The sequence below is a fragment of the Staphylococcus arlettae genome, assembly GCF_025560845.1.
Classification (GTDB): Bacteria; Bacillota; Bacilli; order Staphylococcales; family Staphylococcaceae; genus Staphylococcus; species Staphylococcus arlettae.
The window spans coordinates 725208-750706 of record NZ_CP094803.1 but is presented as its reverse complement, the minus strand read 5'-3'; the positions used below and the strand labels follow the sequence as shown (position 1 = coordinate 750706).

General features: G+C 33.9%; 32 protein-coding genes. 10 read left to right on the top strand and 22 right to left on the bottom strand.

The features are described 5' to 3' along the window. Position 1: 1 nt before the first annotated feature. From rpsC to rpsJ, 8 genes are all read right to left on the bottom strand, one after another. The gene (gene rpsC / locus MUA37_RS03450; protein WP_002509271.1) at positions 2 to 655 is read right to left on the bottom strand and encodes a 30S ribosomal protein S3; all 654 of its coding nucleotides are present in this window, start codon (positions 653 to 655) and stop codon (positions 2 to 4) included. Positions 656 to 679: 24 nt separating this feature from the next. Next, the gene (gene rplV, locus MUA37_RS03445; RefSeq protein WP_002509272.1) at positions 680 to 1033 is read right to left on the bottom strand and encodes a 50S ribosomal protein L22; all 354 of its coding nucleotides are present in this window, start codon (positions 1031 to 1033) and stop codon (positions 680 to 682) included. A gap of 28 nt (positions 1034 to 1061) precedes the next feature. Further along, positions 1062 to 1340, bottom strand: a complete 279-nt coding sequence (rpsS, locus tag MUA37_RS03440; RefSeq protein WP_002509273.1) for a 30S ribosomal protein S19 — start codon at positions 1338 to 1340, stop codon at positions 1062 to 1064. 64 nt (positions 1341 to 1404) lie between these two features. Continuing rightward, the gene (gene rplB, locus MUA37_RS03435) at positions 1405 to 2238 is read right to left on the bottom strand and encodes a 50S ribosomal protein L2 (protein ID WP_002509274.1); all 834 of its coding nucleotides are present in this window, start codon (positions 2236 to 2238) and stop codon (positions 1405 to 1407) included. Between the two features lie 28 nt (positions 2239 to 2266). Beyond that, positions 2267 to 2542: a 50S ribosomal protein L23 gene (rplW, locus tag MUA37_RS03430; protein WP_002509275.1), complete on the bottom strand. Its 276-nt coding sequence runs from the start codon at positions 2540 to 2542 to the stop codon at positions 2267 to 2269. Then, the gene (rplD, locus tag MUA37_RS03425; protein WP_002509276.1) at positions 2542 to 3165 is read right to left on the bottom strand and encodes a 50S ribosomal protein L4; all 624 of its coding nucleotides are present in this window, start codon (positions 3163 to 3165) and stop codon (positions 2542 to 2544) included. Before rplD ends, rplW begins: the two co-directional genes overlap by 1 nt. Before the next feature lie 26 nt (positions 3166 to 3191). Next, positions 3192 to 3854: a 50S ribosomal protein L3 gene (gene rplC, locus MUA37_RS03420; protein ID WP_002509277.1), complete on the bottom strand. Its 663-nt coding sequence runs from the start codon at positions 3852 to 3854 to the stop codon at positions 3192 to 3194. Between the two features lie 27 nt (positions 3855 to 3881). Next, positions 3882 to 4190, bottom strand: a complete 309-nt coding sequence (gene rpsJ / locus MUA37_RS03415; protein WP_002471362.1) for a 30S ribosomal protein S10 — start codon at positions 4188 to 4190, stop codon at positions 3882 to 3884. A gap of 360 nt (positions 4191 to 4550) precedes the next feature. On the opposite strand from rpsJ, the gene MUA37_RS03410 reads away from it, so the two are divergent. Continuing rightward, complete coding sequence (locus MUA37_RS03410; RefSeq protein ID WP_002509278.1) at positions 4551 to 4940, top strand: hypothetical protein; 390 nt, start codon at positions 4551 to 4553, stop codon at positions 4938 to 4940. Between the two features lie 68 nt (positions 4941 to 5008). On the opposite strand, the gene MUA37_RS03405 is transcribed toward MUA37_RS03410, so the two are convergent. Further along, positions 5009 to 6343, bottom strand: a complete 1335-nt coding sequence (locus tag MUA37_RS03405) for an NCS2 family permease (protein ID WP_142019469.1) — start codon at positions 6341 to 6343, stop codon at positions 5009 to 5011. 110 nt (positions 6344 to 6453) lie between these two features. Next, on the bottom strand, positions 6454 to 8592 hold the full coding sequence (locus MUA37_RS03400; RefSeq protein WP_002509280.1) for a DNA topoisomerase III: 2139 nt from the start codon (positions 8590 to 8592) through the stop codon (positions 6454 to 6456). Between the two features lie 137 nt (positions 8593 to 8729). Between MUA37_RS03400 and MUA37_RS03395 the strand changes: the two genes are divergently transcribed. The 3 genes from MUA37_RS03395 (at position 8730) to MUA37_RS03385 (ending at position 11730) form a co-directional block, all read left to right on the top strand. Continuing rightward, positions 8730 to 9599: a GNAT family N-acetyltransferase gene (locus MUA37_RS03395; protein WP_107380007.1), complete on the top strand. Its 870-nt coding sequence runs from the start codon at positions 8730 to 8732 to the stop codon at positions 9597 to 9599. Positions 9600 to 10055: 456 nt separating this feature from the next. Next, positions 10056 to 10913, top strand: a complete 858-nt coding sequence (locus MUA37_RS03390; protein ID WP_021458966.1) for a RhaT/GlcU family sugar-proton symporter — start codon at positions 10056 to 10058, stop codon at positions 10911 to 10913. Between the two features lie 25 nt (positions 10914 to 10938). Then, the gene (locus tag MUA37_RS03385) at positions 10939 to 11730 is read left to right on the top strand and encodes a glucose 1-dehydrogenase (protein WP_262624836.1); all 792 of its coding nucleotides are present in this window, start codon (positions 10939 to 10941) and stop codon (positions 11728 to 11730) included. Between the two features lie 605 nt (positions 11731 to 12335). Here MUA37_RS03385 and MUA37_RS03380 read toward each other — a convergent pair. Further along, positions 12336 to 13244: an AEC family transporter gene (locus MUA37_RS03380; RefSeq protein WP_002509284.1), complete on the bottom strand. Its 909-nt coding sequence runs from the start codon at positions 13242 to 13244 to the stop codon at positions 12336 to 12338. 136 nt (positions 13245 to 13380) lie between these two features. Between MUA37_RS03380 and MUA37_RS03375 the strand changes: the two genes are divergently transcribed. Both MUA37_RS03375 and mspA read left to right on the top strand, forming a co-directional pair. After that, positions 13381 to 13557, top strand: a complete 177-nt coding sequence (locus tag MUA37_RS03375) for an SE1832 family protein (protein WP_002509285.1) — start codon at positions 13381 to 13383, stop codon at positions 13555 to 13557. A gap of 63 nt (positions 13558 to 13620) precedes the next feature. After that, complete coding sequence (gene mspA / locus MUA37_RS03370; RefSeq protein ID WP_002509286.1) at positions 13621 to 13938, top strand: membrane stabilizing protein MspA; 318 nt, start codon at positions 13621 to 13623, stop codon at positions 13936 to 13938. 159 nt (positions 13939 to 14097) lie between these two features. Here mspA and MUA37_RS03365 read toward each other — a convergent pair whose 3' ends face one another. Then, entirely contained in the window at positions 14098 to 15348 is a 1251-nt protein-coding gene (locus tag MUA37_RS03365; protein WP_002509287.1) for a lipid II:glycine glycyltransferase FemX, read from the bottom strand. A gap of 120 nt (positions 15349 to 15468) precedes the next feature. Here MUA37_RS03365 and MUA37_RS03360 point away from each other — a divergent pair, with 120 nt between their 5' ends. After that, entirely contained in the window at positions 15469 to 15720 is a 252-nt protein-coding gene (locus MUA37_RS03360; protein ID WP_002509288.1) for a hypothetical protein, read from the top strand. Here MUA37_RS03360 and MUA37_RS03355 read toward each other — a convergent pair. Next, the gene (locus MUA37_RS03355) at positions 15717 to 16475 is read right to left on the bottom strand and encodes a VOC family protein (RefSeq protein WP_262624835.1); all 759 of its coding nucleotides are present in this window, start codon (positions 16473 to 16475) and stop codon (positions 15717 to 15719) included. The two genes, MUA37_RS03360 and MUA37_RS03355, sit on opposite strands and share 4 nt — an antisense overlap. 205 nt (positions 16476 to 16680) lie before the next feature. Here MUA37_RS03355 and MUA37_RS03350 point away from each other — a divergent pair, with 205 nt between their 5' ends. Both MUA37_RS03350 and MUA37_RS03345 read left to right on the top strand, forming a co-directional pair. Continuing rightward, positions 16681 to 17115 (top strand): MarR family winged helix-turn-helix transcriptional regulator, encoded by a 435-nt coding sequence (locus MUA37_RS03350; RefSeq protein ID WP_021458965.1) that lies wholly within the window; start codon positions 16681 to 16683, stop codon positions 17113 to 17115. 3 nt (positions 17116 to 17118) lie between these two features. Beyond that, positions 17119 to 18321: an MFS transporter gene (locus MUA37_RS03345; protein ID WP_262624834.1), complete on the top strand. Its 1203-nt coding sequence runs from the start codon at positions 17119 to 17121 to the stop codon at positions 18319 to 18321. A gap of 99 nt (positions 18322 to 18420) precedes the next feature. Here MUA37_RS03345 and MUA37_RS03340 read toward each other — a convergent pair whose 3' ends face one another. The 7 genes from MUA37_RS03340 to MUA37_RS03310 form a co-directional block, all read right to left on the bottom strand. Beyond that, positions 18421 to 18771, bottom strand: coding sequence for a SarA family transcriptional regulator (locus MUA37_RS03340; RefSeq protein ID WP_002509292.1), 351 nt, complete (start codon positions 18769 to 18771; stop codon positions 18421 to 18423). Between the two features lie 414 nt (positions 18772 to 19185). Further along, a complete protein-coding gene (gene moaA, locus MUA37_RS03335; protein ID WP_002509293.1) occupies positions 19186 to 20208 on the bottom strand; it encodes a GTP 3',8-cyclase MoaA in 1023 nt (340 codons plus the stop codon). Between the two features lie 14 nt (positions 20209 to 20222). Further along, entirely contained in the window at positions 20223 to 20828 is a 606-nt protein-coding gene (mobA, locus tag MUA37_RS03330; protein ID WP_002509294.1) for a molybdenum cofactor guanylyltransferase MobA, read from the bottom strand. A 7-nt stretch (positions 20829 to 20835) separates the two neighbouring features. Beyond that, complete coding sequence (moaD, locus tag MUA37_RS03325; RefSeq protein WP_002509295.1) at positions 20836 to 21069, bottom strand: molybdopterin converting factor subunit 1; 234 nt, start codon at positions 21067 to 21069, stop codon at positions 20836 to 20838. A 2-nt stretch (positions 21070 to 21071) separates the two neighbouring features. Beyond that, positions 21072 to 21518, bottom strand: coding sequence for a molybdenum cofactor biosynthesis protein MoaE (locus tag MUA37_RS03320; RefSeq protein ID WP_002509296.1), 447 nt, complete (start codon positions 21516 to 21518; stop codon positions 21072 to 21074). Then, positions 21515 to 21994, bottom strand: a complete 480-nt coding sequence (gene mobB / locus MUA37_RS03315) for a molybdopterin-guanine dinucleotide biosynthesis protein B (protein ID WP_262615745.1) — start codon at positions 21992 to 21994, stop codon at positions 21515 to 21517. Before mobB ends, MUA37_RS03320 begins: the two co-directional genes overlap by 4 nt. Continuing rightward, positions 21991 to 23250, bottom strand: coding sequence for a molybdopterin molybdotransferase MoeA (locus MUA37_RS03310; RefSeq protein WP_262624833.1), 1260 nt, complete (start codon positions 23248 to 23250; stop codon positions 21991 to 21993). Before MUA37_RS03310 ends, mobB begins: the two co-directional genes overlap by 4 nt. Positions 23251 to 23310: 60 nt before the next feature. On the opposite strand from MUA37_RS03310, the gene moaC reads away from it, so the two are divergent. Next, complete coding sequence (gene moaC / locus MUA37_RS03305; protein ID WP_002509299.1) at positions 23311 to 23814, top strand: cyclic pyranopterin monophosphate synthase MoaC; 504 nt, start codon at positions 23311 to 23313, stop codon at positions 23812 to 23814. A 40-nt stretch (positions 23815 to 23854) separates the two neighbouring features. Here moaC and MUA37_RS03300 read toward each other — a convergent pair whose 3' ends face one another. Continuing rightward, positions 23855 to 24361 carry a MogA/MoaB family molybdenum cofactor biosynthesis protein gene (locus MUA37_RS03300; RefSeq protein WP_142019465.1) on the bottom strand — a complete coding sequence of 169 codons (507 nt, stop codon included), beginning with the start codon at positions 24359 to 24361 and terminating at the stop codon, positions 23855 to 23857. A gap of 14 nt (positions 24362 to 24375) precedes the next feature. Continuing rightward, entirely contained in the window at positions 24376 to 25380 is a 1005-nt protein-coding gene (locus tag MUA37_RS03295) for a ThiF family adenylyltransferase (RefSeq protein ID WP_002509301.1), read from the bottom strand. Between the last annotated feature and the right edge of the window lie 119 nt (positions 25381 to 25499).

Below are 25499 nucleotides of genomic sequence, written 5' to 3'. Positions count from 1 at the left end.
ATTATTTTCCTCCTTCACTAGTGTTCTTAGTAGGAAGAACTTCTCCACGATAGATCCATACTTTGACACCTAATTTACCGTAAGTAGTGTCAGCTTCTGCGTGTGCGTAACCAATGTCAGCACGTAATGTATGAAGTGGAACAGTTCCTTCTGAATATTGTTCAGCACGAGCGATGTCTGCTCCAGCTAAACGACCTGATACTTGTGTTTTAATACCTTTAGCACCAAGTTTCATAGCTCTTGTAATAGCTTGTTTTTGTACACGACGGAATGAAGCACGGTTTTCTAATTGACGCGCGATGTTTTCTGCAACTAAACGAGCATCTAAGTCAACCTTTTTAATTTCGATTACGTTGATGTGTACTTTTTTATCAGTTAATGAATTTAATTTATTACGAAGTTTTTCAATTTCTGAACCGCCTTTACCGATTACCATACCTGGTTTACCAGTATGAATAGCGATGTTGATACGGTTAGCAGCACGTTCGATGTCTACATGAGAAACTGATGCTTCTTTTAATGCGTTATCAATGAATTTACGGATTTTTAAATCTTCATGTAATAGTGAAGCGAAGTCTTTTTCTGCATACCATTTAGCTTCCCAATCACGAATTACACCGACACGAAGTCCGATTGGATTAATTTTTTGACCCACAGTGTTCCCTCCTTAAATTTTTTATTAAGCTTCTTTAGCTTCTTCTTTACCGTCACTTACGACGATTGTAATGTGGCTTGTACGTTTGTTAATCGCACTTGCACGGCCTTGTGCACGTGGACGGAAACGTTTTAATGTTGGTCCTTCGTTAGCATATGCTTCTTTCACAACTAACTCATCTGTATTCATGTCATAGTTATGCTCTGCATTTGCTAAAGCGGACATTAATAATTTTTCAACAACTGGTGATGAAGCTTTGTTAGTTAATTTTAAAATTGCAATAGCTTCTCCAGCGCTTTTACCTCTAATTAGATCTAATACTAATCTAACTTTACGAGGTGCGATTCTTATAGTTCTAGCAACCGCTTTTGCTTCCATTCGGATTTCCTCCTCTACTTGATAGAAATTATCTTCTAGTTTTTTTGTCGTCTGCAGCGTGTCCTTTAAATGTACGAGTTGGAGCGAATTCTCCTAATTTGTGACCAACCATATCTTCAGTTACAAATACAGGTACATGTTTACGTCCATCGTATACAGCGAATGTGTGACCGATGAAATTAGGGAATACAGTTGAACGACGTGACCAAGTTTTAATTACTTGTTTTTTCTCGCTTTCGCCTTGAGCTTCGACTTTTTTCATTAAATGATCATCGACGAAAGGTCCTTTTTTAATACTACGAGCCATATTGGCGCCTCCCTTCTTATTATGTGCGTGCAGCCTTTAAGCCGCACACCCAAATAAGTTATTATTATTTTTTCTTACGACCACGAACGATAAGTTTATCTGATGATTTCTTACCACGACGTGTTTTCTTACCAAGTGTAGGTTTGCCCCAAGGTGACATTGGAGATGGCATACCGATAGGTGCACGACCTTCACCACCACCGTGTGGGTGATCGTTAGGGTTCATTACAGAACCACGAACAGTTGGGCGAATACCTTTCCATCTTGAACGTCCAGCTTTACCAACGTTAACAAGTTCGTGTTGGATATTACCAACTTGACCAATTGTCGCACGACAAGTTGAAAGAATCATACGTACTTCGCCAGATCTTAATCTTACTAATACATATTTACCTTCTTTACCAAGTACTTGAGCACTTGTACCTGCAGAACGTGCAAGTTGTCCACCTTTACCAGGTTTTAATTCGATATTGTGAATAACAGTACCTACTGGAATGAATTGAAGTGGTAACGCATTACCTACTTTAATATCAGCTGATTCACCATTCTCAACAACTTGACCTACTTGTAAGTTTTTAGGAGCAATGATGTAGCGTTTTTCACCATCAGCATAAACTAGTAATGCAATGTTAGCTGAACGGTTTGGGTCATATTGGATAGAATCTACTTTTGCAGCAATTCCATCTTTGTTACGTTTAAAATCAATAACACGGTATTGACGTTTGTGTCCTCCACCATGATGGCGAACTGTCAATTTACCTTGGTTGTTACGTCCCGCTCTTTTCGGTAGCGGTTGTAATAATGACTTTTCAGGTGTAGTTTTCGTGATTTCAGCGAAATCTAACGTAGTCATATTACGACGACCATTAGTAATTGGCTTATATTTTTTTAGAGCCATTGTCGTTTACCTCCTTATTGGTAATTTTTTAGTTGAATAGATCGATTGATCCTTCTTTTAATTTCACGATTGCTACGCGTCTTTTATTTGTATAGCCTTGGTAACGGCCCATACGTTTTTTCTTTGGTTTGTAGTTAATGATATTTACATTATCAACTTTTACATCAAAGATTTCTTCAACTGCGATTTTAACTTGCGTTTTGTTCGCACGAGTATCAACGTCGAATGTGTACTTATCTTCAGCCATAGCTTCAGAAGATTTTTCAGTGATTACGGGGCGCTTAAGAACGTCTCTTGCTTCCATTATCCGAGCACCTCCTCAACTTTTTTAGCAGCTGCTTCTGTGATTACAACACTATCAGCGCTTGTTAGGTCTAATACGTTTAAACCTTGTGCTGTAGAAACTTGTACTCCAGGGATGTTACGTGCTGACAATGCAACATTCACATCTTCTGATTCTGTAACTACTAATACTTTTTTAGGTTGTTCTAAGTTTGCTAGTACTGTTTTGAACTCTTTAGTTTTAGGAGCTTCAAAGTTAATTGCATCAACTACTGTTAACGCATTTTCTTGTACTTTGTAAGATAATGCTGAACGTAAAGCTAAACGACGCATTTTCTTAGGCATTTTATAAGCATAACTTCTTGGAGTTGGTCCGAATACGATACCACCACCACGCCATTGTGGCGCACGAATTGTACCTTGACGCGCACGTCCTGTACCTTTTTGTCTCCATGGTTTACGTCCACCACCACGTACTGCTGAACGATTTTTAACAGCATGAGTACCTTGGCGTAATGAAGCACGTTGTAAAGTGATTGCTTCAAATAGAACGTCTTTGTTTGGTTCGATTGCAAATACTGCATCATTTAATTCTACTGAACCTGATTTAGTTCCGTCTACTTTTACTACATCATAATTAGCCATTATGCTTTTTCCTCCTTTCGTCTTTATTATTTATTACCTTTTTTAATTGAAGTTGTGATTTCTAATAAGCTTTTCTTAGAACCAGGTACATTACCTTTAACTAAAATAACATTGTTTTCAGTATCTACTTGAACTACTTCTAAGTTTTGTACTGTTACAGTGTTACCGCCCATACGTCCAGGCATTTTTTGTCCTTTGAAAACTTTTGAAGCATCTGAAGCCATACCAACTGAACCTGGTGATCTGTGGAAATGAGAACCGTGACCCATTGGTCCACGTGCTTGGTTATGACGTTTAATTGCGCCTTGGAAACCTTTACCTTTAGATACGCCTGTTACATCAATAACGTCGCCAGCTTCAAATGTATCAACTGAGACTTCTTGACCTACTTCGTATTCATCAACATTAACGTTTCTGAATTCACGAATGAAGCGCTTAGGTGCTGTGTCAGCTTTTTTAGCATGACCTTCAGCTGGTTTACTAGCATATTTGTTTGTTTTGCTATCTTTTTTATAAGCTTTTTTATCTTCAAAGCCTACTTGGATTGCGTTGTATCCGTCAACTTCTTCAGTTTTCTTTTGTAATACAACGTTTTGGTTTGCTTCTACTACTGTTACTGGGATTAATTCACCGTTTTCTCCGAAAACTTGTGTCATCCCGATTTTTCTTCCTAAGATTCCTTTGGTCATCGAAAGTCCACCTCCTAATTTTTTCTATTATAATTTGATTTCGATGTCTACACCAGATGGTAAGTTTAAGCCCATTAGAGCGTCTACTGTTTTAGGTGTAGGGTTAACAATGTCGATTAAACGTTTATGAGTACGTTGTTCGAACTGCTCACGTGAATCTTTGTACTTATGCACGGCACGGATAATTGTATAAACTGATCTTTCAGTTGGTAATGGAATCGGTCCAGAAACATCTGCTCCAGAACGTTTCGCTGTTTCAACAATTTTTTCAGCTGATTGATCAATAACGCGGTGATCATAAGCTTTTAATCTGATTCTGATTTTTTGTTTTGCCATAATTTTCCCTCCTTATTCGTCTACATTTAAGTTGATAGACTTCTCCACGAAAACTATCTCACACAACGCCATGGCAAAGCGGCCGGGTGTGTCAGTAACCTTTCGCTTCCTCGCGTTTCCTTAAAGTCCAACATTAGATATGTTACACGAAAAGCATTGATTTATCAAGCTTTTCTACAAAACTTTTATAACTTTTGTCTAACACATACTTTGATATTGTACTTGAATTTGTAGCTCACTTCAACCATTCACCTAAAATTTATGAAATTTATATAATTATTTTAGGTTTAAACCATTCCATATTGTTATAAATTTTTCTGTTCTTACTATATAATAGTTATTGATAGGTGGTGAATGATAATGAAGAACGGAATAAGAATAACTTTGCTTATCCTTAGTACTGTTCTAATTTTAAGTGAGCTTATTTATGGCATTCCTTTTTTAGGTGGTAGTTTAATTTTGAGTTTTGGCTGGCAGCCGCTACTTATAAATATTTTTCTTTATTTTATAATCGTACTAATTTTGTTTGTTGATCGCCAAAATTCAATCAAGCCTATGCTTATCATCCCGTTACTTGGTATTATTGGTACGTTTATCGCCTTCATACCATTTATAGGAATGATTGTGCATTGGATACTATTCTTTTTAATGCTATTTTTCATACTTGTTGTACTGTCCTCACCAATATACGTACCAAACAAACATGCTAAAGTAGTTTATACGCAAGATCGTTATGGCAATAGATATTAGTTTATTTATGTTGGAACTATACATTATATAAAAAGAGCATTCGGTTTGAGGCCGAATGCTCTTTATTATTAACCATGAACAAATACAAAATATAGAATGAATAAGACCATTAATCCATACATCATAGGATGTACTTCTTTATGTCGTTTGGAAATAAGCATTGTTATCGGATAAAAAATGAATCCACATGCGATACCTGTCGCTATAGAATATGACAGTGGCATCATTATTATAGTAATAAATGATGGTACTGCTACTTCAAATTTACGCCACTCTATTTCAGCGAAGTTAGCAGCCATTAAAACACCTACTACAATTAATGCTGGCGTTGTAACCGCACTAGTAACTACTTCCATTAATGGACTGAAGAAGATAGCCAATAAGAAACAAAGGCCGGTTACTACACTGGCAAATCCCGTACGAGCTCCTACAGCAACTCCAGAAGTTGACTCTATATATGAAGTCGTTGTTGTCGTACCAAAGATAGCACCAACAATTGTCGCTAATGAATCTGAAAATAGTGCTCTACTAGCACGTGGTAATTTGTTATTTTTCATTATACCAGCCTGAGTTGCTACAGCTACTAACGTACCGGCTGTATCGAAAAAGTCGATAAATAAAAATGTTAAAATTACTATTAAAAATTGAACCGTAAATAACTGGCTTGGATCTTTGAAAGCTTCAAAAGCCGCTCCGAAAGTTGGCTCAATACTTGGAACTTTACCTACCACACTACTTGGTGGATCAATTAATCCTGTAATCATACCGGCAATAGAAGTTAAAATCATACCAATAAAAATAGCTCCCGGTACTTTTCTTGCATACATAATGACCGTAACAATAATTCCAAAAATTGTTAATAATACTGGTCCATCTGTAATTTGACCTAAAGTAACTAATGTTGAATCGTTATTCGTAATAATACCTGAACTTTGTAAACCTACAAATGTAATAAAGAGTCCAATTCCTGCTGATACTGCCATTTTCATCTGATGCGGTATTGCGTTAATTATGGTTTCTCGTAATCCGGTCAGTGTTAATATGGCGAAGAATATGCCGGAAAATAGTACTCCGGTTAATCCTATTTGCCATGGAATCCCCATTGTTAAGACGACTGTAAAGGCAAAAAATGCATTTAGTCCCATTCCTGGAGCTAAAGCGATAGGATAACGTGCTATGAGCCCCATAAATAATGACCCTACAAATGCAGCAAGCGCAGTTGCAACAAATATCGCACCTTGATCCATTTTCATATTGTCAGAAACGCCATCGACGCCTGCTAAACTTAATACTTGTGGGTTGACGGCTAAAATATACGCCATGGATAAAAACGTAGTTAAACCACCCAGGACTTCTTTTTTATAGTTTGTTTCATACTTATCAAACTTAAAGTATTTTCTCACGGTTAATTCTCCTTTAATTAAAATACCTTAATATTTTAATACCCAAATTGCTAAAACACAATAGAAAATCCGAACTTTTTGTTTTTTAAATGTTTTTAAGTTCGAATTATCTAAAATTTGAGCCCTTTCAATGCATCCTGGAACGGGTTGTTTTCTATTCCTTCATTATTATTCAAATATTTTTTCATATCTTTTTTGGATACTTTTGCATTCTTTTTATTTTTGTGACGTTGATCCATTTGGGTTTGTGTTTCCGTATGACCACACACACAACGATAAGTGGCATCCTTACCTCTACCAAAAAGCGTCATTTTCTTATGACAATTAGGGCAACGTGCATTGGTTTTTCGTTGGACATTTTTCTTTGTTTTACATTTTGGATCCTGACATACGAGCATGGAACCTTGCTTTGTATTTACTTTAATCATAAATTTCCCACATGTCGGGCACTCTGTAGTAGTTAAATTATCATGTTTATATTTTTGCTCGTTATTTTTAATGTCTGTAACTACAGTTTGTGTAAAGTCCCGCATTTCAGCCATAAATTGTTTCGCACTATATTGACCTTTCTCAATTCTTGTTAATTTATCTTCCCACTCTGCTGTCAATATTGGTGATGTTAATGCTTGAGGTGCTAATTTTAATATTTGTTTACCTTTTTGTGACACTTTAATTTTGCCATCGCGAGACTCAATAGCATTCATATTAAACAGTTTATCAATAATGTCTGCACGGGTAGCTACTGTACCTATACCTCCAGCTTGTTTTAACGATTGTGCATGCTTGCTATCCTTAAAATCAAAAAATTTCTGTGGATTTTCCATCGCTTTCAGTAATGAACCTTCATTAAAATACGATGGTGCAGTAGTTTCATGTTCAGCGATATGTGTCCGACTCACTGATAATGTTGTTCCTTGCTGCCAGTTGCTGTTCAATGCAAAGTTATGTTGCTCGTTATCATACAACGCTTTAAAACCTAATTGTTGTGGTACTTGCCCATTAAAGGAGAAACTATACTCACCTATATTAATTACTATATCAACCGCTTCATATTGATATGGTGGCATTATATTTTCTAAAAACCTTTGAGCAATCAGCATATAAACTTTTTGTTCTTTAGGTGAGAGCGTGTTTAAATCTGCTCGTACTTCAGTTGGAATGATTGCATGGTGATCTGAGACTTTTTGATTATTAATAAATTTGTCTCTTGTGTTAAATGAACGTGACAGTTGTGCTTTGGCATGCTCTTTTAAATCTGTCCCCATAATTGCCTTTAATCGATCTTTCAAAGTAGAAACCATATCATCCGTTAAATAATTAGAATCTGTACGTGGATAAGTTACTAATTTGTGGCGTTCATACAATACTTGTAATGTATTTAACGTTTCTTTAGGATTAAATCGAAAACGCTTATAGGCATCTTGTTGCAAATCCGTTAAATTATATAATTTTTGAGGATATGCTTTTTTAGCTTTACGCTCAATTGACTGGATACTTGCAGTTTGATGTTTAACTTTCTCACTTATATCCGCAAAAACGTCTTTATTTTTATGTTGTTTCGGAGTTGTACAGTTAAATTTCAAACCTTCTACTTCTATATTTAATGTATAGTATGTTTCTGGTTGGAATTGATTAATTTCATTTTGACGCATTTGCACTAATTGAATCGTTGGTGTTTGGACACGTCCTAAGGAAAGTTGCGCATCATATTTTGTCGTAAGTGCACGAGTCGCATTTATACCAACAATCCAGTCTGCTTCACTTCTTGCTAATGCTGCTTGATAAAGATTATTGTATTGTCTACCATCTTTAAGTTTATTAAAACCATCTTTAATAGCTTTAGGTGTTACAGAACTAATCCATAATCGTTTAATTGGTTTAGTATTATGCACCTTATCTAATATTAATCGTGCGACGAGTTCCCCTTCTCTACCAGCATCAGTCGCAATAATTATTTCATTTACACTTTGTTTATTGATTAATGCTTTAACTGTTTGAAATTGTTTTTTAGTTTTAGCAATTACTACTGTTTTCATTGTCGACGGAATAATAGGTAAATCTGCTAATTTCCATTCTTGATACGCTTTGTCATATTGTTCAGGAGTTGCATTTGTTACTAAATGACCTAATGCCCAAGTTACTATATAACGATTATTTTCAAAATAACCATTTTTTCCTTCGTTTATATTTAACGCTTTCGCGATATCTTTTCCTACTGAAGGCTTCTCAGCTAATATAAGAGATTTCATAATTTCGCCCTTTCAAATTTATAATAATATTATTGTAACATGTATATAGCACATCTTAGCTTTCAATTCTCATCAAATATACCTATAATTAAAGTAATATATTTAGGCTAGGTCTTTTTATAAAGGAGGTATATATCATGGACACAATTAAACTAAGTAATATCACTCAAATTCAATCATTTATTAATAGCGCAGATCGACATATGGCTTCATATTTATATAAATTGCCACAACAAGAAGATGCATTGCTCTCATTAATTGAACAATCAATCGAGGCACCAGGTGTTTATGCACGCGTTAACGACAATAATCAAGTTCAGATGTTACTGTTAGCTGTCGCCTATGGTGAAAATAAATTTAAGATGATTGGTCCTTTCATAGCACATGGACTTACTGATGTAATAAATGAATTTAATACACTATTCACAGCAATGTACCAAGCATATCCAGCGACAGCAAACTTTAATTTCACTTTTGAAGAAACAGAACAAGATTTCACTGAAGCGATGAAAACAATTAATGCCTACTACAACTTTACAGATTATCATTTAGAGGCAACTTCTGATGTAGGTGAATTAACTCATGAACAAAACATTACCGAATATCATCCTGCTTATTATCGTTCTTTTGGCAAACTACATGAACATACATTTTATCATGATGCCATGACAACTGATGAAATCATTAATTCATTAAAACAAACCAACCACTTATTTACATTCATGTCAGAAGGTGTGTTAAAAGGTTATGTATATTTACAAGTATTTGAAAATGCTCAAACTGCTGAAATTAAATACTTTACCTCCCATTCAGATTATCGCTTTATGGGAATCGCCTTCGATTTACTTAAATATACTTTGCATTATGCATTTGCACACTATAACTTATCAAAAATTTCATTTAAGATACGCAGCAAGAATGCAACACTAGTTGAGCGTTTTGATGAATTAGGTTTTCACATAAATAATGAATTTAAAAAATTTAAATTTGTACTTGCCAATGTTTAATACTGTCTTAATATTTATTATTTCTAAATCACTCATGTTTGTAACTTAACATTATATAACTACTATATAAAGGTAGGTCGAGACACTTATGATGTCTTAGCCTACCTTTTACATTGTTTTAAATACAATTTTTAGTAGTTACAACGACACCCAAATATTGTACTACCCTCGTTTTTTATGGCGTAGCATTATCCGTTACACGAAAAGAACAAACATCATTCCCTCAAATATACTTTCACCTTAAAATAAGGTATTTATCCTCACGTCTTCTGCCCTTTTATGTTTATTCTTCAGACTATTCATTCAAGGAAAAATATAAACGTTCTAAATTAAAACGCTTTCAAAATAAATTTCTTTTTACTAAGTTATAATTTTCCTTTAAAATATATATTTGTAGCTATTCAAATTGTGGATGGCTGAACGTACAAATTCATAGAGAGAGAAGTGAGTAATAGCATGGACTTATTAATTGCACTATTACCTGCACTATTTTGGGGTAGTGTTGTTTTAATTAACGTATATGTCGGTGGTGGCCCTTTCAACCAAATCAGAGGTACTACTTTAGGTGCGTTAATTATCGGGATTATCTTATTGTTAACTGGTAATACAGAATTTGACAAACCAATTGTCATTATCGTCGGTCTGATCTCCGGTGCCTTTTGGGCATTAGGTCAAGGCTACCAATTAAAATCAGTTAACTTAATCGGTGTATCTAAAACAATGCCTATATCAACTGGTTTACAATTAGTTGGTACAACATTGTTTAGTGCCATATTCTTAGGAGAATGGAGTACAGGGACACAAGTAACACTTGGCTTAGTTTCAATGTTGTTATTAGTTATCGGTATTGCATTAACTTCTATTAAAGGAAAAAATGAAGCAGCCGACACTACAAATAACTTTAGTAAAGCAATGGTTATCTTATTAATTTCAACTGTTGGTTATGTTGTATATGTAGTTGTAGCTCAAATTTTCGGTGTAGATGGTACAAGTGCTTTATTCTTCCAATCTATTGGTATGGCCATTGGTGGATTTATTTTATCAATGAAACACGAAACATCAATCAAGAGTACAGCTTTAAATTTAATTCCTGGTATCGTGTGGGGTATCGGTAATTTATTTATGTTCTATTCTCAACCAAGAGTTGGAGTAGCAACAAGTTTCTCATTTTCACAATTACTAGTTATTGTATCAACACTTGGTGGTATCTTCCTATTAGGAGAGCGTAAAGATAAGCGCCAAATGATTGGTATATGGGCAGGAATTATATTAATTATTATTGCCGCATTTATTTTAGGTAATTTGAAAGGTTAACTTGCAGTTTTAAGGAGGAGTTTTTATGTTTAAAGATTTAGAAGGCAAAGTAGTAGTTATCACTGGGGCTGGTAGTGGTTTAGGAAAATCATTCGCCGAAGAATTTGGTAAAGCTCAAGCAAAAGTTGTATTAAATTATTTATCTGACCATCATATTCCAGATGTAGATGCTTCAATTCGTTTGATCGAAGAAGCTGGTGGACAAGCTATAAAAGTTCAAGCGGACGTTTCAATAGAAGACGATGTTAATCGTTTGGTAAATACAGCTATTGAACATTTTGGTACGTTAGACATTATGATGAACAATGCTGGATTTGAAAAACCAATCCCTACGCATGAAATGTCTGTTGCAGAATGGCAAAAAGTAATTGATATTAACTTAACTGGAGCATTTATGGGAGCTAAAGCTGTTGTGAATCATTTTCTACAAGAGAACAAAAAAGGTGTTATTATCAATACCTCTAGTGTACATGACACTATACCTTGGCCAAACTACGTTAACTACGCAGCAAGTAAAGGTGGACTTAAATTAATGATGGAAACCATGTCTATGGAATATGCACAATATGGTATCCGTATTAATAATATATCTCCTGGGGCTATTGTTACTGAACATACTCGTGAAAAATTCTCTGATCCAGAAACACGTGCTGAAACTCTAGAGATGATTCCTGCTAAAGAAATAGGCGAAGTACAACAAGTTGCTAACGTCGCGCTATTTTTAGCTTCTGATTTATCTAATTACATTCACGGTACAACAATTTATGTTGACGGTGGAATGACGAACTACCCTGCCTTTATGGGTGGAAAAGGATAAACCTAATATTGCAAAAACAAGTTCGAGACAATCATGTCTTTGACTAAAAAATAAACGTCAATTTCTATTGAAAAGATATAGAAATTGGCGTTTTCTTTAGATTTATGAAATATCATCAATCAAAATTATTCTTTAACATTTTGTTTTCGACGGTTATTATGTTTTAAATAACAAAATGTAAATTGTACCTACTGACTTCTAATAAAATAGTATGCGTGAGAGACTACAGGCTCGAACCATACACCAAGCAAGCATGCACGGTCAAAACCAAATGTTTTCAAATATAAAATTAAAGTTTTCATTGGTAATTTAAATTATGTACTGCGAAAATCTTTATACATAAAGTACATCGTTTATTTATTTTCGTAATATTAATCAACTCGTACGAATTGACCTTTTTTGAATAGAAAAATATAAATTGTCCCGATTTTGAATCGTGCTGACGTCCGGGGAAATAGTATGCGTGAGAGACTATTGGCTCGAACCATACCCCAGGCAAACATGCACGATCAAAATCAAATGTTTTATATATAAGGAGGACCAATCCATATTAAGGATTGGTCCTCTTATTTTGAGCATGGAAATTTATATCCAATCTCATTTTGTTATATAAATAGCGCCTGATAAACATAAATAATTACTATACTAATCACTATCGTCAAGTTGGTAACCATGCCAACAATCGGTAAAGTTTTATATTTAAATTGTATAGAGTACGGAATAATAGACACACCTACTGGTAACAACCATGTTATCAATAATGTTGTTTTAATCATTGCATCATCTACAGGTAAGAAAAAATACACCAGTAATCCTGCAATTAATCCTAAACCATAATGTAATGATAAATATTTTAACACCAATGGTAAGTAACGTTTTTCAATATTAAAACTCAACATTAAACCAAGTAATAACATTGATAATGGCATGTTAGCCTGTGACAATACTGAGAAAAAGTCAATAACAGGCTTAGGAAAATGAATATTGAGCAAATTTAAAATAAACATAATCATATAAGTCATTAAAGGCACAGATTTCACAATATTTTTACCTAAATATTTGAAATCAAAGCTATCCGGTCCTTCACTAAAATAGCTACCAACGAAATAAGTAACACCAAACATTATGATAGCGCCACCGATGTCTGCCATTCCAAAGTAAATCATTCCTTTTTCAGGCCATATCGCCTCAACTAACGGATACGCAAATAAACCTATATTTAAAGAAGCTGTCATCATTCCTACTGTCCCACGAACTTGGTTATCATGATTTAAAAAACACCAAATCACAATAATCTTTGCTAAAACACCAAAAATGATCATCATAATAGGTAAAATTGATAATGAAAGGTCCAATTCTGCTTTATTTAAATTAACAATGACTAAAGAAGGAAGCGTAATATTAAGTACTAATGTAGCAAATATTTGGCTATCATTAGCTTTAAAGTATTTTAACTTTTTTAGACCATACCCTAATGCAATAAGTAAGATAATTATAATGAATTGTTGCGTCACTTTAATCCTTCTTTCCAACATACATTTCGTTTTCAATACATTTTCATACTATAACACTTTTGTACTTGTTTTAGAACCATTCAATTCCATGTTATAATTTTATCTAATATATAATTAAATTAAAGGAGATATTATAATGGATTTAAATTCTAAATTAGCAGAACTTAAAGATGATTATATTAGATTACAAAATGACTTAGATAAAAGAGAGTCAGTAAATCAAGATACCGATCCTTTACACCGTCAATTAGCTCAAATTGAAAATGAAATTGCTGATATTCGTTCAAAAATGCGTCAAAAAGAAAGTGAATAACATTCTAGTCAGCACTTTTGTTTCATGCTAAGATTAAAGGCGAACTTTGAAAGGATGTTAGATATGCAACTTTACTTGGTATTGTTACCTATACTTTACTTAATTGTGAGTTATATAAGTATATATAAAATGAATACAATATTCACTCGCATTCTACGAATAATAATGGCATTATTGTTATTATTCGTTGTAGCAGTCACTACACTATCTTTCCCATTGTCTAATTGGTGGGTATTTGTAGTATTACTATTACTCGTAGGTAATGTAGAAGTAACTGCATTTAAATATGGTAAGCAAGATATTAAAGGTGTTAAAATTTTAAACATTTTAACAGCGATTTTACTCGTTATCTATATCATTTTAACACTTGTACTTTATTAATTTGCTTGAACTAAAAAAATAAAACCACTGATATAGCTTATGTTAATGCAGCTATATCAGTGGTTTTATTTATATATAAAGCTATGGTTACTCAATGAGATGCTATTTACTGTTCAATAAGGTAACTAAGCATAATTCATTTCACAAAGTTAAGTTTGACTATTTTCTTTTTATTTTTTTAGAAACTGTTATTTTGGCTTTTGTTAATTTAGGTTTTACATTTTCAATCACTTGATACAGTGGTTTATTGAGTACGTAGTCAAATTCACCAATTTTTTCACTTAAATATGTGCCCCACACTTTTTTGAAAGTCCACAAGCCATAATGACTTGAATCTTTGTCAGGGTCATTGTCAGTACCACCAAAATCATAAGTTTTTGCGCCTTGTTGTCTTGCGTATTGCATCATAGCAAATTGCATATGATGATTCGGTAAAAAGTCACGATATTCATTTGACGACGCACCATATAGATAATAAGATTTGTCGCCTGCAAACATGAGTAACGCGCCTGATAAATACATACCATCAGGATGCTTTTGCTCTAAAGTCTCCATATCTTGTATCAACGCTTGTGTTTTTTCTACCTTATTATCTACATCATTTATTTTATTTAAAGTTTTTTTATCTTGTTTTTTCTCAAGTAACTTTGCTCGCTCTTGTTCTAGTTGTATCATTTCTGCTCTCAAATCTGTTAATACAGGTTTTGGTTCTAATTTAACTAAAAAGAGCTCTGCATCACCATCTTCATGTAATGCATCATATATATTTTGAAAATATGAAATATCTCGTGTTAAGAAACCATCACGTTCACCTGTAATTTTCATTAAGTTTGCAAACGTTTCTAAACCATCACGCCCTGCACGTTCTACGGTAGTGCCTCGTTTCAATGCTAATCTCACCTTAGAACGATTACGACGTTCAAAGCTTTGAATTAAACTTTCATCGTCTTTATCTATTGGGGTAATCATCGTCATACGTGGTTGAATATAATCTTTAGATAAGCCTTCTTTAAAGCCTTTATGTTTAAAGCCTAGTTCTTTTAAATGTTTTAATGCTGTTGTGCCATTCTCCACTTCAACATCTGGATCAATTTTAATCGCATAGGCCTTTTCTTGTTTGGCAACTTGAATAGCATATTCTAACAACGCTTCAAGTGCTAATTTATCATTATAATCTGTGACAAAACCACGAGAAACATAACATAGTGTGAAAGGTAGTTTCGGTACTTTTTTAAATAACAGCTGGCCAACTCCTTTTACTTCGCCATTTTCTCCAACAGCGATACGTTTAGAATACCAACCTGTTAGTTGTTTCGTTTCAGCCCATTTTGTTAATTGGAGCAAATCACCATTAGGATGATTTTTAACAAAAGCATCATGGTCTTGATTTGTGATATTCATCTTTTCCATATTATTCTTTTTCTCCTTTGTCTATACGATGATTTAATTATACAATGCTTGCCGCTTTCTTTCACGTTGTAGCTTCAATTTTGTTATAATTAAAGAAACACTTAAAATGAGGTATTTGTTATGCGTATTATAATTATTCTGTTATTATTAGTTGCCAATTTGTTTGTATTTATACAATCCGCATCACAAACGTTATCAATTGATAATTTAAGTTTACGTATTTTACTTGTTGCGTTGACGTTAGTATTGTCAACATTCTTTTTGTTATTAAGAAGCAATAAGGTTGCAACCTACTTATCAATTATAACATTAATTTTTTCTCTAATACACATTATCTATATCGCACATACTGCATATGAATATATTTATTAATCTGCATCAAATCGATATCTGACCCCTCTAATAATAAGCGAGTATGATGAAGTAGCCTTTTCATCCCTTAAAATTACAGTATGGTACTTAGAAACCTCACCATCATATATTTCATACACTATAGTGTCATTGGGTAATTTTAATGATGTGTAGGTTTCTGTATCATCAATAATTTCCATATCGAACCAAGTTTGCCATTTTTGAACAGTCACTGCGCGTTCAGTACTATCGATACGTATTTGCTTTACAGTGAATTCTTGTTGCTGAAATGGGGCCAACTTTTTATTTCTAACAGCAAGTGGTTCCTCCCATTGTATGAAAAATGGCGGTTTTACTCGATAATCTGGATCGGCTATGTACAACAAGCGCCAATGTATTTTACTCCCCTTTTCATCTACACGATGCATATTGACAGGTCCGACAACATCTACATCTTTGGCAATTAATTGCTGTTTTACTAAATCTAAATCATCTGTTTGAAACGCCACTGTTTTTAAACCTTGAGCAAAGTTATCTTGAATTATTTTAGATGGAAACGATACTCTACCTTCTTCTGACTTAGTAATTTTCCGTAATATTTCAGCATTATAAACATCCAATAACTCAATATACGCATTATCCAAGTACACTAAGCGATTAAAAGTTCCCAATTTTTCATGTTTTCCCCCATCATAAATACGCAGTAATTCTCCCGGATATTTAAATGTTTGAAGCTGATTTATATAATGAATCATGTGATCTAATTTTAGATTCAACTTAATTCCCCCTATTGCTTTATTCACCTTAATCATAACAAATCAACGCTGACTTTACCGTTAAAAACAAAAGTAATAACTTACTATAGTTATCTATTCTCAAAATATATTACACAGCTATTGATTTATATTGCTATTTACCTTACAATGGGGTTTGTCACAAAATAAGGTTAGCAAAGCTAACTATTTCTTGAAGGAGTTTGTTATGGATACCAAAAATTTATTCAATAGTTTAACCGCTGTATATAGACCTTATGTCAAACTATTCCAACCAATATTTGAGCGATATGATTTATATCCAGCCCAATGGTTAGTGTTAAAAGATATTGGCCTCAATGCACCGACGACACTCGTTCAAATTTCAAAGAGACGTGCAATTGAAAAACCAACAACGCGTAAAATACTAAAAGTACTATCAGAAAAAAATTTGTTATCTGTAACACAAGGTAAAGACAAAAGAGAACGTATTTTGACTTTATCACTTCAAGGTCAATCCCTATATGACGAAATCAATAACCAGATTGAATCTGTGCAAGAACAAATCGTTGCAGACACAGGATTAACAGCAGATGATTTAGCAACAACTATCAAAACTGTCACAGCAATTCATTCACAATTATCAACACTTGAGGAGGAATAATGTGTGGCTCAATCAACACTAAAATCGCCCATATGGACGAAAAGTTTTAATATTAATTTTCTAACTAATTTTTTAGTCTATTTATGTATGTATCTATTAATAGTTATAATTGCTAGTTATACTAAATCAACTTACAATGTTTCTGATAGCGTGGCTGGACTTGTTTCTGGCCTTTTTATTATTGGTTCATTAATTGGTCGATTTGCTACAGGGAAGTATGTTAATAAAATAGGACCAAAACGCATTTTATTAATTGGATTAATCTTGTTAATTATAACGCAATTATTTTATTTTATTGAAGGTTCTATTACTATTCTAATGATTACTAGAATTCTTACTGGTATTGCTACCGGAGTAACAACTACAGCAACAGGAACTATTGCAGCTTATGTAACACCAGCTGAACGTAAAAGTGAAGGTATCAGTTTATTTTCATTAAGTTTAGTAATCGGTGCCGCAATTGGGCCATTTTTTGGTTTATTATTAATTGATGCTTTCCCTATTAGCTTCTTATTCACTATTTGCTTATTGTGTGGCATCGTTAGTTTGTTAATATCTTTCTTCATTAATATTCAATTTGACATTACACAACCTGCGAAAACACCATCAACAACTCCCAAAAAAGCCTTTGACATTAATAATTATATAGCAAAAGAAGCAATACCGGTTGCTATTATTATGATGATTGCAGGCTTGAGTTACTCTTCAATTTTAACGTTCTTACAATTTTTTGCTGAAGAGATTAATTTAGTAACGTTATCAAGCTATTTCTTTATATTCTATGCTATTGCGTCATTAATTACACGACCAGTAGCTGGTCGCTTAATGGATGATAAAAATGAAAATGTGGTGGTATATCCCGCATTTATATTCTTAATACTAACTTACTTTGTCTTAAGTATAACTGATACTGGTTGGATGCTTATAGTTGCCGGGTTATTACTTGGAGCAGGTTACGGTAATATATCATCGAGTATGCAGGCAATTGCCATCAAAGTATCACCACCTGCAAAATATGGTATCGCCACATCTACTTATTTTATAGGTTTAGATTTAGGTCTTGGTTTTGGACCATATGTATTAGGATTTATTACATCTACACTTTCATATGGTCAATTGTATGGCATAATGGCTATTATGATCATATTTACGACCTTCCTATATTTCTTTGTTCACGGACGGAAAGTCAAACGCAGTCAGCTATAATATAAAAATAAAAGCAGGTCAATGCCTATGCGCATTGACCTGCTTTTATAATCTGTTTTTTATGTAGGTATTACACTCTAACTAAACAAGATAAAATTGTTATTTCACTAATTGTGTCGTTTCAATCGCTGACGTTATATCTTGTAACAATGTTAATTGTTTATCATCAAAATAATAAAAGACTTGGCGTTCATCTGACTCTGAACGTACTTTAGAAATAAGTTCTTTTTTATAAATCTTACGAATAATGACATCAATTTTACTTGTATCCCATAACATCTCAAAATGCAATGTATCACGCAATACCTTGCCGCTAATTTTTTCTGCTTCAAACACTTTGTATAATACTACGAATTCTTCCATTGATAAACCTTGCGTCGTTTTAAGCCAGTGCTTTAATTGACTTAAAGCCTTTTCAGATGCGATAAATTGTTGAACTTTATTTTCCATATTAAGACCAGCCTCCAGTAATTTTCTAGTTGTTTTTAAATTTAAAATGGCTTTATTTATAGTAATATGCTTTTAAAATATTATATAACAGTTCCATCTTTAAATCTATAATTTTTAGTTTTTAGTTTTAACTAGGTGTTTTGCAATGTTATTTAAATTAATATTATGTATTTCACTTCTTAAGCATTGATAAAGTTACAATTTTTATTATAGTAATTTTTTAAATTCAACTATTTGAACATTACCTAAGATAATAATGTAGTACGTTAATAAAAATAACTTTAGCTTTAATTGCCGCGAAAAAATAAACGCATTTCATCTGTTTGCATAAAAAATTCCCTTTAAAGTCGAAACTTTAAAGGGAATAGCTAATTATTATAATAGATAGTTATTACAAATTTAAGTTAAGTAATATTAACCACCTATATAGTTCATATTAATTTTTTGGCGTTTACGGTTAGCTACAGTTTGTTCTGTACGTTCATCAGAATAACGATCGTCTCTTACACCCCATAATGCTTTAAACTTAGCTTTCAACTCACTATCTGTGGCACCATTTCGCATAAAGTTTTTCAAATCAAAGCCATCAACAGCACTAAATAAACAGCCATAAAACTTGCCATCAGATGACAAGCGTGCACGCGTACATGTCGAACAAAAAGATTGTGATACACTTGTGATCAATCCAAACTGTGCACCGTTATCATTATGACGATAATATTTAGCTACTTCTCCGTAGTATTTCGGTGGAACAGGTGTAATATCATAAGCTTCTTCGATTGTGCTAAGCATCTCATCTTTTGTAACCACCTTACTAAAGTCCCAACCATTATCATTACCAACATCCATAAACTCAATAAACCGAATTTCGATTTTTTTGTCTTTAAAATATTGTATCATTGGTAATATTTGATCATCATTGACTCCCTTTTGAATAACTACATTAACTTTAACTTTAAAACCAATTGCAATGGCATAGTCAATTTGCGATAAGATGGTTGAAGCTTTAATATTACGATTGTTAATCGCTTGGAACACCTCATCATCTATTGCATCTAAACTGACATTGATACGACGTAAGCCCGCATTATATAAATTTTGACCATGTTTTTTTAACAGCAATCCATTTGTTGTTAAGCCTATATCTTCTATCGCTTCAATTTGCGATAACTGCTCAATCAATTTATATAAATCACGGCGTAATAAGGGTTCGCCACCAGTTATACGTATCTTTTTCACACCTAAGTCAGTGTAAAGCTTAGCTATTCGCGTCATTTCATCAAAAGTTAGCAATTCATCTTTCGGTAAGAATACAAAATCATCACCAAATATTTCCTTTGGCATACAGTAGTCACAGCGAAAATTACATCTATCAGTTACTGATAATCTCAAATCACGAATTGGTCTTCCTAATTTATCCGTTATTTGTTCGCTCATCTTAAAGCCCCCCCTTACTGCTTTAATGTTTGCTCTAAAGAGGCTAAATCTTGTTGGTAGTTAATATTTTTATACCAATAGTCAGGTGCATTTATCTTTTTCACATCTAACCAATCATGTGCCACTCGTGTGTACACATTTTTCAAACTATAATCACCGGAATTTAAAGCACGCTCGATAACTTTAAATGTATTAGGACTATAGAATGCAATTGTTGGTATCGGTCGCTCATCTGCTATAAAACCTGCTATATCTAATTGATCTTCAATTAAATGTTCCACCATAAATTGATAAAGGTTACTAATAGCTTTTTGCGTTATCATAGGTGTGTCTACGGAAATTACAAAAAACAGTTCTTCTTCTTTATAATGCTCCATAACTGTATAGATTCCTGCCAAAGGGCCTTTATCACGATGTAGTGGATTGTCGACAAGTACATCTAAATGTTCAAATTTTTTCTCTAATTGTTCATTGGTGCTAATAATAATTTGATTAAACATATTAGTAGCATTGAGTACTTCAATAATGCGTTGATAAAAATATTGCCCTTGTATTTGTGCAAATGCTTTTTGATCGCCGAAACGTTCTGATTGGCCTCCGGCAAGGATAATTGCTTTCATTTCTCTATTAACCTCCGCTAACTGGTGGAATCAATGCTACAATATCCATATTTTTCACCGTATCATTGTCTTGGACGAACTCTTCATTAACAGCTATTTGATACGTTTTTTCTGACACTTCAGGATATTTAGCATTGATTGTCTCTTTTAATTGTTTAACTGATATACTATCATTTATTTCTATAATTTCAGTATTTTTCTTCAAAATTTCTTTTAATTCGGCAAAATACAGAATTTGCATAGTTATCTCCTTTCAACTGCATCATCATAATAACCACGTTGATGACCTTGCCATTGTGCACCGTCTTCCCAAATTTCTTTTTTCCAAATAGGTACAATCTCTTTAATACGCTCAATTGCGTACTCATTCGCTTGATATGCAGCTTTTCGATGTGGTGCAGCCACACTAATTAATACTGCAATATCTGAAATATTCAATGGCCCAATTCTATGTACAATTGCTATAGTCGTACCAGGCCACTCTTTTGAAATTTCATCACCTATTTGAGCTAACTTTTTTTCTGCCATTGGTATATATGCTTCGTATTCTAGATATTGAGTCTTCACACCTTTAGTCCACTCTCGTACATGTCCTGTAAATACTACGACAGCACCTTTATGCGCATCGACTACAAATTCTCTATATTGTTCTGGTTCGATTGGTTGCTCAATTACTTCAAACTGCTTCATGTTATCAACCCTTTAGCTGTAATAAATGACTGTAACCATAAATTATAATCGTTTAAAGCTTCCTGATCATTCAATGTTAAACTATATTGAACATTGGTCAACGTTAATAGTTCAGTCAATGCTTCTTGATCTCGATAAATAACAACCTTATCAAAATCTTCATGTTTAAAACCTTCTACCAATGTAATGTCACAGTCTATTGTAACAGATGAGTCAATCAGTGTTGAAAGGTTCTGCTTTGGTTGGCGTGTAACGGATTGTTGAACATAATTACCTTGCACAATAGCTTGATCAGCTCCGGCATTAAAATGTTTCATATGATCCACGTTACTATGTTGTAAAGTGATTTCATCGTCTATGTGACCGTGATTTTTTATTGTCACAACACGCAAATTGTGTGCTTTCAACAACGCAACTGTATGTTCCATTAATGTCGTCTTACCTGAATTTTTATATCCTACAATTTGCAAAATCATAACAATAATTCCGTTTCAAATGCTGTAGAATCAGTTAATATGACATCAACCGTATAACCTTTTTGATACCCTCGTGTTCCGCCTGGTAACATAATCATCGCATTACTATGTGCAATCGCAATGACGGCACCTGATTTATTGAAGCCTGAAGGTACTACGGTCATTTCTTTGCCGTTAAACGTTGTTGTGGCACAGATAAAGCGACTAAAAGGATTAGGCTTTGCAAAGTCTTCCATTAATGTAGCTTGTACAATTTGAGGATAGATTGCATTTGCCCCCATCATGGCATATACAGCTGGTTTGACAAATAATTCAAAACCAGTAAAGCAGGCTGATGGGTTACCGGATAGACCAAATAAATAAGTGTCCTTTGTTACTGCAACTGTAGTCACACTACCGGGACGCATCGCTACTTTGTTAAACAACACATTTGCTTGTAATGCCTCGTAAATAGCAGGCAAGTAGTCGAAGTCGCCAACTGAAACACCACCTGTTGTAATTACAATATCATGTTCTTCTGTAGCTTGTTTAACCACTGCAATACTACTCTCTAAATCATCATGTTGTATTTTATACACTTTACTCGTGAGCTTGTGTTTAGTAATGAGTGCATTAATCATTGGACCATTAGAGTTTCTTATTTTTCCAGGTTCCAATGGGTCAGCAACATCTAACAGTTCACTGCCAGTAGCAATAATTGCTACGCTTGGTTTTCGATAAACTGGAACTTCAGTATAGCCATATGTAGCTAATACTGCGATAGCACCTGCATTAATATGTTGTCCTCGCTGTAAAACGACATCATTTTCTTGTGTTTCTTCACCTTGTAATGACACATTTTCATGATGTTCAAAAGGTTTTCTAATAGAAAATGAGTCGTCATCTTCTATTGTTTGTTCTAACATCACGACTGCATCTGCACCTTCTGGAATAGCTGCACCAGTCATAATTCTTATAGCTTCACCTTGTGCTAATGTTTTGTCTGATACCGACCCTGCTCCGATATGATCAATCACCCTAAATGTTTTTCTATGTTCTCCACTCGCATTTTGTGAGTCAACACTTCTAATAGCAAATCCATCATATGGCGATTTATTAAATCTTGGGATGTCATAAGTTGCAATAATATCTTGCGCTAAAATGTAACCTAAACTTTCATCTAATGCTACTGTAGTAGTAGGCATAACAAAGCTTTCTTTTACAACACGCTCAATTGCATCTTTAACTGGTATGGGCGTTCTCTTTTCTACAGTCATTGTATTGCTCCTTTCAAAATATAATTCATGTTATAATATGTCATGTTGAGGAGGTAAATTATGTCTGATTTTACACATATAAACGAACAAGGTAACGCTAAAATGGTAGATGTTTCCACTAAAGATATTACAAAACGTTCAGCAACTGCACACTCAAGTATTACCGTAAACGCTAATATTTACCAGCAAATTATCGAGCATACGAATCACAAAGGTAATGTACTTAATACAGCTCAAATTGCAGGCATTATGGCTGCTAAAAATACTGCTACAATAATTCCTATGTGTCACCCATTACCTTTAACAGGTATCGATGTTAATTACCGTTGGCATACAACTGATTCGGAATATACACTTAATATTGAAGTAACAGTTTCTACTACCGGTAAAACTGGCGTAGAAATGGAAGCTTTAACCGCTGCATCTGTAGTTGCATTAACTATTTATGATATGACGAAAGCACTAGATAAAGGTATGATCATTGGTAACACGTATTTGGAAGCAAAATCTGGAGGTAAGTCCGGAGACTATCAACGTAATGGTAATACCAACGACTTGGAATAGCATTGAATACGATTAAACGCATATACGAAATGATATGCGTTTAATTTTTTTTAGTCATCTCATGTACTAAATGTGTCAATTCGACACGGATTAATTTGGTTATGGCTAATTGGATTGCACCTGTAGAACCGGGTAGGCAAAAGATTAATTGTTGGTTCATCGTTCCACCCAACGCTCTTGACAACAACGCACGGGTACCAACATCCTCGGTATAACTTAAATATCTAAATAGTTCACCAAAGCCTTCTATTTCTTTGGTCAACATCGGTTTCACGGCTTCAATCGTTACATCTCTTGGAGCTATTCCCGTACCTCCAGTGGTAATAATCACATCTATTGCTAAACTTTTCCATGTTTCAATTACTTGCTGAATCGACACTAAATCATCTTTGACAATTTCGTACTGCTGAATCACTACTTCATCTGACATCTCAGTAAGTAATTCTTGTATTAATTGCCCACCCTTATCTGTAGTTTTATCTCTCGTATCTGAAACTGTTAATACGGCACAATTAATTGGCCTATTCAACTTCACATTCGTATGCACTATTATTCCCCCTTTTAACCAAATAATTTATTCACTAAAGTGGCGGCTTGTGCTGGCTTGGTCATACCATGAATGAGCAATCTACCATTTTGAAAACTTATAATACGATGTCCTTCATATTGAAACATTATCATATAATTATTAGATTTAAATGGAATTGCTTTAGCTATTAAAAATTGATGCAACATTTCCTGGGAAATAGTTGGATTATCAAACTGTACAGTATCTCTTCCACATAGCGTTGCGTATTGTTTATTCGCTTGTGTTAACTCGGTAAATTGAGGGTGGTCGCCACATGTGTCACAATCTTTCCGATGCATTTTGCTAAAACCAAAGGCATGATGTTCTCCTGACCACACGTCCCCATAAGTATATTTAGTGTCAACTTCAGCACCTACGATTAACTTGAGTGCATCTTTAATTTGCAGACTCGTCGTCATGGTAACTGCAGGTTGAATCACACCTACAGTATCACACGTCATATTAATGGCAGGTAATTGTGGTAACAAGCAATTAAAACACGGTGTCTTACCGGGATTAAAAACAGCTTCGACATAAGTACTTTGAACTACGCCACCATATATCCACGGAATACGCTGCTTATATGCAAAATCATTAATTAAACGTCTAGTATCAAAATTATCTGTAGCATCAATAATTAATGTTATATTGTGCCCATATTGTTCTAACGTTGCAGGTGTCACATGTTCTACATATGCGTGAATATCGACATCACTGCTTATTTGTTTTAATGCTTGTTCGGCAGCTATTGCTTTAGGTAGCGCTTCAAGCGCATCTTGTTCAGTAAATAATGTTTGTCTTTGCAAGTTACTATACTCAATATAATCACGATCGATAATAGTTATTTCACCTATACCTGCGCGCACTAGCCCTTCAGCTACATGTGTACCCAATGCACCCATACCTATAATTAAGATATGTGCTTTAGCAATCAATGTTTGACCTTGCTGACCTATGTTATGAAATAATATTTGCCTAGAATAACGTCCATTAGTCACCTTAATTCCCCTTTTTTTATCGTTAACTTCATTATAGAACTTGTAGTCACCTGTAACAATAGTTTCAAACAAATCATAGGTTTATTTCATATTCATCTCAATTGGTAATTAATTTATGC